This is a genomic window from Roseovarius sp. MBR-6 (genome assembly GCF_040547525.1).
Classification (GTDB): domain Bacteria; phylum Pseudomonadota; class Alphaproteobacteria; order Rhodobacterales; family Rhodobacteraceae; genus Roseovarius.
The window spans coordinates 1-7,879 of record NZ_JBEPPW010000042.1 but is presented as its reverse complement, the minus strand read 5'-3'; the positions used below and the strand labels follow the sequence as shown (position 1 = coordinate 7,879).

Genomic DNA, 7,879 nt, shown 5'->3' with positions numbered 1-7,879 from the left:
CAATTCGCTATCATGTTCGACGAACGCTTCAACGCGTGACCGTAACTGAAACCCGCATGGCCCGGACCAGTTACACAGAGTTCATGACACTCCCGAAAGCCACCAAAGACCAGCTTGTCAGCGCAGCACTCAAATTCGGTCAACGCATCAAGGACCGACAAGAATCCGGAAAGCTGGACAATCACGATATCCTGCGCCTGCGTGCACTGCTGATGATTATCGCGGCTGCGTCGTGGAAGGGATCGGAGGCAAAGAAGCGCAAACAACCACCGCGCTCCTCGATTCAGGTCCTGCCCGCCGAAGGCGACAAGGACAGCTGGCCCTTTGTAATGGGTCGGCTGTTGTTCAACGTGTTCGGCGGCAACGTTCCGGCCATCCGACAGTTTTATCTAAGCAACGAGCATGACCAGATACCAGACGACATCGTCGAGTGTTGGGCGACTTGCTATTGGTGTTTCCAAGCCTGCATGCAGGCCTCGATCCCGGAGATCGAGAAGACCCGGATTACCAAGCATCTCGGCCCGATCGCTTCCTATGCTTACACTATGACACTCCCGACCAAGGCAGAACTGCTCGGCGATGATGTCATGACAATCATCGAGGGCATGAACGCACGTTATGCCGAGAAGCTCGGCATTGAACCAGCGGCCATCGAAAACGGCCACCGGTCGTTGGTCGAGAACCTGTTCCCCCTCGATCAAGCGGCAACCCGATCGACACCCTGAAGCTGACAAAGATAATCGACCGCGGGTTGCGCATGCGCGGGAGCTCCGAAGTTCGCGCGCTTGTCATCTTCCACAAACTTGACCCACGAGTCGATCTCGGCGGGATTTTTTTTACGCGAATAACGGACGCGGTGGTTCATCTTGCCTTGTCAGGTACCAGCAAATTGCATCCAGAACACTGAGTTTCCCGTTTTTGTCACCTGTGGCTCTCGGAGGTCGAGGTTAGTTAGAAAGGCATTGGCACCAGCAAATGAAAGGAAGCTGACCGATGGCGAAACATGATGATGACAATCGTGCAAACCAGATGAATCCCAACAACGATGCCTACTGGGACAGCCGGGAATATGATGGACGCCCTGACGACTGGGAAGAACGTCTCGAAGATGGCGATTACTGTAGCGCGACAAACTGGATGAGAGGAGCGCGTCAATCAGGATGAGAATCCTTGGTCGCGACACTTGAGACGATGCCGTCGTTTTCTGTCGCGATTTAGGGGTATGTGTTTTTGATTGTCGCGGCGCGTCAATCAGCTTTGACGTTGGCCGGTGTCGCTCTTTGGGCGGGCCGCCCTGGTCCCTTTGCCTTTTCGGCCGCTCTGCGTCGGTAGCTTTCCACATTCATCTCGAAGATGGTGGCATGGTGAACGAGCCTGTCGACGGCGGCCAGCGTCATCGCGGGGTCGGGGAAGATCGTGTTCCATTCCCCGAAGGGCTGGTTGGCCGTGATCAGCATGGAGCGGCGTTCGTATCTCGCGCTGATGAGTTCGAACAGCACGCTGGTCTCGGCCTGATCCTTGGTGACGTAGGTGATGTCATCGAGGAGTGAGGCGGATCAGCAAACTCTCCGGGGGAGAGTTTGCCCGACGAACGAGGTGGAATTTGTCGAGTTTCGCGATGGCGGCCTCAAGGACGAGATCGCGGCGCGCCTGCTGCAGCTTCTGGACCAGATCGGTGGTGCGGCTGAAGAGAACGCGGTAGCCTTTCTCGACAAGGGCGAGCCCGATGGCGGAGCCAAGATGCGACTTGCCCACGCCCGGCGGGCCGAACAGCAGGATATTGCTGCCCTTTTCGATCCAGCTGTCACCAGCGGTGATGGCACTGACATGGGCCTTGGACAGCATGGGAACGGCGGCGAAGTCGAAGGTCTCGAGCGTCTTTCCGGGCAACAGGCGGGCCTGCGCGAGATGTCGCTCGATACGGCGGCGATCGCGTTCGGCCAACTCGTGCTCCACCAGGGTGCTGAGCAGACGGGCGGCGGGCCAGCCTTCCTTGTCGGCCTGCTCGGTGAAGCGGGGCCAGAGGGCCTTGATGGCTGGCAGGCGCAATTCGTTCAGGGCGAGAGTGAGACGGGCGGTGTCGGTCTCGGGCGACGTCATGCTGTCACCTCCACATAGGATACCGTGCCGACCAGCTGGTCGTAGGATGACAGGTCGGCCATCAGCACCTCGACTTTGGGGAGCGCCTCAATCGGCGGGCTGAAGAGCGCGCGCAAGGCCGCCATGTCAGGCGGACGGTTCTGGCGAAGATCCTCCTCGATCTGCGCGGCCAGGTCTGCCTCGCAGCCCCGGTCGTTTCGCCGGAGGCGAACCTGCGGTTCGACGGCCAGCGCCAGAAGATCGACGGTCATGCGGCAAGCTGCCTTCTCACCGGTCTGTTCCAGCAGGACTGCGAACATGTCGCGAAAGGCTCGGCGTGGAAACAGCTGGTCCCGGTAGACCAGCCCCATCAGCGCCGTCGAACCGAAGGTTCGCCTCTGGCGAAACGTGGTAATTGACCACGTGACCATGGCTGCCGCTGCTCGATGCCCGACCGCGTCATCAGGGCGCTGCCTCCCGGAAACAACTCCAGCCGATCATCGTAGAGCCGAACCCGTTTCGCCGGAGGCGAACCTTCGGTTCGACGCTGATGCCCGATCAGCCGGGATGGCACGGTGTAGAACACCTTGCGCAAGGTGAATCCGCCCGAGGACGTGACGCGCAGCGTGACCTCCTCGTAATCCGTGGTGCGCCGAACGGGCAAAGGCCTGAGACTGGCGCGCTCCACGTCGATGCGTTTTGCATTGCGGGCGTTGATCCGGCCCACGATCTCGTCGATGAAGCGGCGGTAGGCGGTCAGATCCTCGAAGTCGCGCGATCCGCGCATGACCAGCGCGTCCAGGGTCGCCCGCTTCAGATGGCCATTGGGGCTCTCGATGGAGCCATTCTCGTGTGCAACGCCCTTGTTGTTGCGCGTTGGCGTCATGCCATAATGGCGGCACAGGGCATCGAAGCGGTCTGTGAGGTCAGCCTGGGCGGATTTGTCCAGATTCTTGAAGGGTGAGGTGGATCAGGAAAGGCGCCAGTGGTGCGTTTCCCCGCCGAACGACAGGCTGTCGGTGCGATGGTCGTGGGGCACGCCCCCAAGCGTCCAGAGGGCATGTCTCACAATCCTTCAGCCAGCGCCACATAGCTTTCGCCCCCCAGCACGACATGGGCGTGCTGAAACCCGCTATAGGCAAGCCGGAAGTGATACAGCCGATGATCCAGCGGCTCGCTGGCCACGGTCACCCCCAGTTTGCCCATGGCCGTGAAATCCGACAGGCCCATTTTGCCCGGCGTGTGGGTCTGCCGGAAGATCACCTCCTGTTCAGGGCCATGCTCGGCTTTCCAGGCACGCATCCTCCGCTCCAGCGTGCGCCGGATGCCCGTGCCCAGATCGGGGTGGCGGCGCAAAAGCTCCTCGTAAACCGACACCGGCCGGATCCCCGGGGAAGATTGAAGAAGGGGCACCACCTCCGCATCGAAAATATCGGCCAGCGGGTCCGGGCGGCGTCGGCCGCGCGGTGTCTTCTTTTGCGATGGTGGCGTTGGGTCGGCTTGCAGCCGATACCCCGTTGCCTGACTGATACCGGCCTTGGCAGCGGCCACGGGTGTTGAGTGGGTCTGTCTGAGCGTCATGAAGAGCCTCATTTGTTGATCGGTGACATGACGGCCCGGCATGAACGATCTCCTTGCACAGAAAATCGTTTGCTATCCGAACCGATCACGACCGTCAGACCCGCCCGTTTGGGGCGCAACGCGGGGGTGGGGCCTCTCCGGTCGGGCTACGCCCTCCCTCCGAGACCCCACCCCCGCGTTCTCATCCTGATTGACGCTGGATTCTCACCTTGTTTGTCGCGCGGCAGACATCAACGATCCCGCATCTGTCGCAGCGGGTTCGCCACGATTTCTTACGACGGCTGTCCGAGCGGCAGATCGAGGCGAGAGACCCCACAGAACGCGGCCCGCTGAACCTCTGGGACCGGCTTGCCAATGCCGCTGGAAACCACAACGGGCTGGTCAAGGCGCTCACGGATCAGCTTGCTGAAACTGCCGGCTTGCAGCGAACCACCTGCAGTAGAACCCCTGATCTAGCCGCCTTGCTGCGGGCCGCAACCCGGCTTCATGAAGACTGCCGATCTCCTGTCGAAGCCCTAGCTGCCTCTTAAATGTCCAGTGCCTCCGACGGGCCCGCCAAGCCGGCATCTGCGAGTTGCTCGGGATCGGGCAGGTCGCGCAAGGACTCCATCCCGAAGACGGCCAGAAAGGTATCCATGGTGACGAATGTATAGGGCGCGCCGCGGCGAGGCTCCCGCGGGCCGGTCCCGATCAGGTCTCGGTCCGCCAGCCGCCCGATCAGGTCACGGCTGATCTCTTTCCCGAAAATCTCCTTCAACCCGTCACGGCTGATCGGTTGGTGAAAGGCGATCGCCGCCAGCACGGCCAGATCGAACTCCGTCAGGTTCAAGGCCTGAGCCCCCACATCCGCTGCGGCGCGAATCGCGGGCGCATAGGCGGACCTGGTCCGCAGCATCCATCCCGCGCCCACCTGCGCCACCTCATAGGGGCGACCTTCCAGATCCGCCGCAAGATCCTCGATCAGCAGATCAACCGAGGCGCCCTGTCCCACGATCCGCGCCAGATCGTCCCGAGCGACCGGCGTGGCAGAGGCAAAGAGCACTGCCTCGATCCGCCGCATCCATTCCCGCCAGCGTAGATCGGCCGGCAGATCGGCCAGACCACGGTCGAAAACCGTCTCTGTTCGGGCGCTTTTCATCGTCACAGCCCATACAGGCGGAAGGTTTCGCGACCGGTCAGCTCGCGCACCGCACCCAGATTGACCAGCCGGTCACACAGACGCCGGGCTGCCCGATCAGACATGAAGTCGAGCGCCCCCGGCGTCAGCGCCTCGCGTGACAGGAACAGATCGACGGCGCGGCCCGCCCCCCCGGCCCGCAGCTTCGGAGTCACCACCCGCAGCCGCGCCGCCGCCCGTGACAGCTCTGTCGCCAGAGATACCGCCTGCGCGGCACCGGCCGCAACCGCCCGGTGGCAGGCCAGCCGCAGATCGTCGCCCCGCAGCCGTAGATCGCGCGGTTTTATGGCCAGCGACAGCAGCGGAACTGCGTGATCCTGCCCCCATCCCCGCGCCAGCACCGCATCGGCCAGAATCAATGCGGCCGTTTCGGCGCGCGGAACGTCGGCCAACACGGCTTCGATCACCGCTGCCGCCCGGTCCACCGGCGTTGGCCCGGCCGCATCCAGGCAAAGCCCGATCTGTTCGGGTGCGATCCCCTCCAGCACCCGGCCCAAACCGGCAACCGAGACCGGCCGCGCCACCGCCCGGCTCCATTGCCGCAGGACGCGCCCCGCCGGGCCGGGATCGTCGCCTGCCCGCGTCAGATGCAGCGCGTCGCGCAAGGCGCCCTGCCCTTCGCGCCGCCCGGCCATCGCCGCGCAGGTTTCCGCAGCCGCCAGCGCAAGCCGGTCGCGCCACAGCGGCAGGGGCACATCGGCCGCCGCAACCAGCGCCAGATGCGCCAGCGCCGCCCCCGACCGGAACGCCGCCGCGTCAAGGGGTTCAGCCGCCGCCCGAGCAATCCATCCGGGCAAGGGCGGAGGCCCCGGCATGGCTTGGCTAGGCTGTTCGTGCAGTTTTTTCATACCGACAGCCTAAGGCGAGGCGGCGCTTTTAGCCACCGAAAGTTGCGATATACGCCGCCTCTTCGACGATGTCTTTGTGTCCAATAAGTTTGCATTATCGGACATTAAAAGATATGCTGCGGCACAGGCGCAAAATTAGCGGATCTTCAGGGATACGATGGACTCAGAGACCGACAAATCGACGTCAGCGCCCTCTGATGATCTTGAGGATGCTCAGATCGACGACAGAGATCAACACCACAGCGATGGCATTGCTCTGCCCGCCCACGTCGCCGGGTCCAGCAGCCTCGATCGCCTGGTCGACACCGCGCGCGACTATGCACGCGCCGCCGCCTCCGAGAGCACGCTGAAGGCCTATGCGAAGGACTGGGCGCATTTCGCGCGCTGGTGCCGGATGCGCGGGGCGGACCCCCTGCCCCCATCGCCGGAGCTTGTGGGCCTTTATATTGCGGATCTGGCCGCACCACAGGGCCACGGTGCAACCAAGCCCCCTGCCCTGTCGGTCGCCTCGATCGAGCGCCGCTTGTCAGGCTTGGGCTGGGGCTATGCACAACGCGGATTGCGGCTTGATCGCACGGACCGCCATATCGCAAGCGTTCTGGCTGGTATTCGGCGCAAGCATGCGCGCCCACCCATGCAGAAAGAGGCCATCCTCGCAGACGATATCCGTGCCATGGTCGTCACCCTGCCCCATGACCTGCGCGGCCTGCGCGATCGGGCCATCCTGCTGATCGGCTTTACCGGTGGGTTGCGGCGCTCCGAGATTGTCAGCCTGGACCGACACAAGGATGACACGCTCGACTCTGGCGGCTGGATCGACATTCTTGACGGCGGCGCGCTGATCACTCTGCGCGGCAAGACCGGCTGGCGCGAAGTCGAAATCGGGCGTGGATCAAGCGATCAGACCTGCCCTGTCCACGCCCTGGAACAATGGCTGCATTATGGGCGCATCAGTTTCGGGCCGATTTTCACTCGCGTGACACGTGACGGCAAGCGCGCGAGAGAGACTCGGCTGAATGACAAGTACATCGCGCGATTGATCAAATCCTGTGTGCTGGCAGCAGGCCTGCGCCCCGATCTGCCTGATGCGGAGCGCGTGAAGCTCTATTCCGGCCATTCCTTGCGCGCCGGTCTGGCCAGCAGTGCCGAGGTGGATGAGCGCTATGTGCAGAAACAACTCGGCCATGCCAGCGCCGAGATGACCCGTCGCTATCAGCGCAGACGCGACAGGTTCCGCGTGAATTTGACAAAGGCGGCGGGGTTGTGAGCCCCCTGCCCTACTGGCAGCCTAAATTCAGCTCTTGATGAACCCAGAAAACTCCCCATATGATGCGTGATGATTGATGCGCGGAGCAACCACCATGAGAACAACTCTGTCTATTGATGACGATGTCCTGCTTGCAGCCAAGGCGATCGCGGGTCAACAAGGACGCAGCTTGGGTGAGGTGGTATCCGAGCTTGCTCGGCGCTCGCTTAAACGCCCCGCCTCCCGGGCCGAACGTAACGGCATCCCACTTCTGGCATCTCGCCCCGACTCTCCTCCCGTGACGATGGATCTCGTGAACACCCTTCGGGATGAGGCGCCTTGACCTACCTTCTCGACGTCAACGTCCTGATTGCCCTGATCGATCCGGCCCATATCGCCCATGACGATGCGCATAACTGGTTTTCAAGCGAAGGTCACACGTCGTGGGCCAGTTGTCCGATTACAGAAAACGGAGTGGTGCGAATTCTCGGCAACGCGAAATATCCAAACTCGCCCGGATCTCCAGCCGTGGTGGCTGGGATCGTCGAGCAGTTGCGCGCCTTGCCCGGGCACTGTTTCTGGGCCGAAGATTTTAGTCTTGTCGGATCTGACGCTATTGACGCAAGCCGGGTCCTGACCTCCGCACAAGTCACAGATACCTACCTACTGGCTCTGGCAAAGGTACGTGGCGGTCAACTTGCCACATTTGACCGGCGTCTGTCCGTGAATGCGGTGAAAGACGGAAAGGCCACACTTCACCTGATTCCATCCGGCAAATCTATGTGAACACACCACCAAGGGAAGGAGCGCCGGAGTGACAGATGAAGCGGATGAAACATGGCCCTCCAAGGAACTTAGGTGTCACATCCCGGAAGGTAGTATGGCTTCTTCCTGAACAACTGCGGCTTGAGTTTGTGCCAGTCCTTCATCGCCTGCAAGGGCGACCTG

The 7,879-nt window shown here is 62.2% G+C and carries 8 protein-coding genes and 1 pseudogene; 4 read left to right on the top strand and 5 right to left on the bottom strand.

Going from position 1 to position 7,879, the window contains the following annotated elements:
• The coding region (locus ABIE57_RS19960; RefSeq protein ID WP_354540790.1) for a hypothetical protein at nucleotides 1-725 on the top strand (725 nt) is incomplete at its 5' end.
• 268 nt (nucleotides 726-993) lie between these two features.
• Nucleotides 994-1,164, top strand: coding sequence for a hypothetical protein (locus tag ABIE57_RS19955; RefSeq protein WP_354540789.1), 171 nt, complete (start codon nucleotides 994-996; stop codon nucleotides 1,162-1,164).
• An 83-nt stretch (nucleotides 1,165-1,247) separates the two neighbouring features.
• Here the strand turns inward: ABIE57_RS19955 and ABIE57_RS19950 are convergent, their stop codons facing one another.
• The 5 genes and pseudogenes from ABIE57_RS19950 to ABIE57_RS19930 all read right to left on the bottom strand — a co-directional run bounded on the left by ABIE57_RS19950 (nucleotide 1,248) and on the right by ABIE57_RS19930 (nucleotide 5,652).
• Nucleotides 1,248-1,499 carry an ATP-binding protein gene (locus ABIE57_RS19950; protein WP_354540788.1) on the bottom strand — a complete coding sequence of 84 codons (252 nt, stop codon included), beginning with the start codon at nucleotides 1,497-1,499 and terminating at the stop codon, nucleotides 1,248-1,250.
• Nucleotides 1,500-1,536: 37 nt separating this feature from the next.
• Nucleotides 1,537-2,100, bottom strand: coding sequence for an ATP-binding protein (locus tag ABIE57_RS19945; RefSeq protein WP_354540647.1), 564 nt, complete (start codon nucleotides 2,098-2,100; stop codon nucleotides 1,537-1,539).
• Nucleotides 2,097-3,702 (bottom strand): annotated as a pseudogene (gene istA, locus ABIE57_RS19940) (IS21 family transposase). The gene ABIE57_RS19945 and the pseudogene istA overlap by 4 nt, the downstream one beginning before the upstream one ends.
• A gap of 484 nt (nucleotides 3,703-4,186) precedes the next feature.
• Complete coding sequence (gene scpB / locus ABIE57_RS19935) at nucleotides 4,187-4,798, bottom strand: SMC-Scp complex subunit ScpB (protein WP_354540787.1); 612 nt, start codon at nucleotides 4,796-4,798, stop codon at nucleotides 4,187-4,189.
• Nucleotides 4,799-4,800: 2 nt separating this feature from the next.
• Nucleotides 4,801-5,652, bottom strand: a complete 852-nt coding sequence (locus tag ABIE57_RS19930; RefSeq protein WP_354540786.1) for a DUF1403 family protein — start codon at nucleotides 5,650-5,652, stop codon at nucleotides 4,801-4,803.
• A 190-nt stretch (nucleotides 5,653-5,842) separates the two neighbouring features.
• Here ABIE57_RS19930 and ABIE57_RS19925 point away from each other — a divergent pair, with 190 nt between their 5' ends.
• Both ABIE57_RS19925 and ABIE57_RS19920 read left to right on the top strand, forming a co-directional pair.
• Nucleotides 5,843-6,952, top strand: coding sequence for a tyrosine-type recombinase/integrase (locus ABIE57_RS19925; RefSeq protein WP_354540785.1), 1,110 nt, complete (start codon nucleotides 5,843-5,845; stop codon nucleotides 6,950-6,952).
• Between the two features lie 318 nt (nucleotides 6,953-7,270).
• Nucleotides 7,271-7,717, top strand: coding sequence for a TA system VapC family ribonuclease toxin (locus ABIE57_RS19920; protein WP_354540784.1), 447 nt, complete (start codon nucleotides 7,271-7,273; stop codon nucleotides 7,715-7,717).
• Nucleotides 7,718-7,879 lie beyond the last annotated feature (162 nt).